General features: G+C 71.4%; 1 protein-coding gene. It reads left to right on the top strand.

All coding sequences use genetic code 11. The features are described from left to right. On the top strand, positions 1-229 hold a 229-nt coding region (locus ACLD7X_RS19370; protein WP_411425307.1), incomplete at its 5' end, for a deaminase. Between the last annotated feature and the right edge of the window lie 177 nt (positions 230-406).

Genomic DNA, 406 nt, shown 5'->3' with positions numbered 1-406 from the left:
CCTCTATGTGACGCTGGAGCCCTGTCCGATGTGCGCGGCGGCCATTTCGGCGGCGCGCATCGCGCGGCTCTACTATGGCGCGGCGGACCCCAAGTCGGGCGGCGTGGCGCAGGGGCCGCGGGTCTTTGCCCATCCCCAGTGCCACCATGTCCCCGAAGTCTATGACGGGATCGGGGCCGATGCGGCGGGCGAGATGCTGCGCGCCTTCTTTGCCGGGCGGCGCGGGTAGGTTCCGCGCAAGGCGTTGAACAGGCGTGTTAATCTTTCGTTAACGTCGCGGCTGCGATGGCGCTGTGCGCGCGGGCGGCGTGTCGAAACGAGAGGATCGGGCGGCCGGGGCGCGCGCGCGGCACGGCGGCAGGATGACGCCAACCCCTTGCGCAACCCTGAACCGCGCGGGCGGGGC

This window comes from Aphanothece microscopica RSMan92, assembly GCF_046613545.2.
Lineage (GTDB): Bacteria > Cyanobacteriota > Cyanobacteriia > PCC-6307 > Cyanobiaceae > NIES-981.
This window is presented reverse-complemented; position numbering and strand designations above follow the sequence as displayed.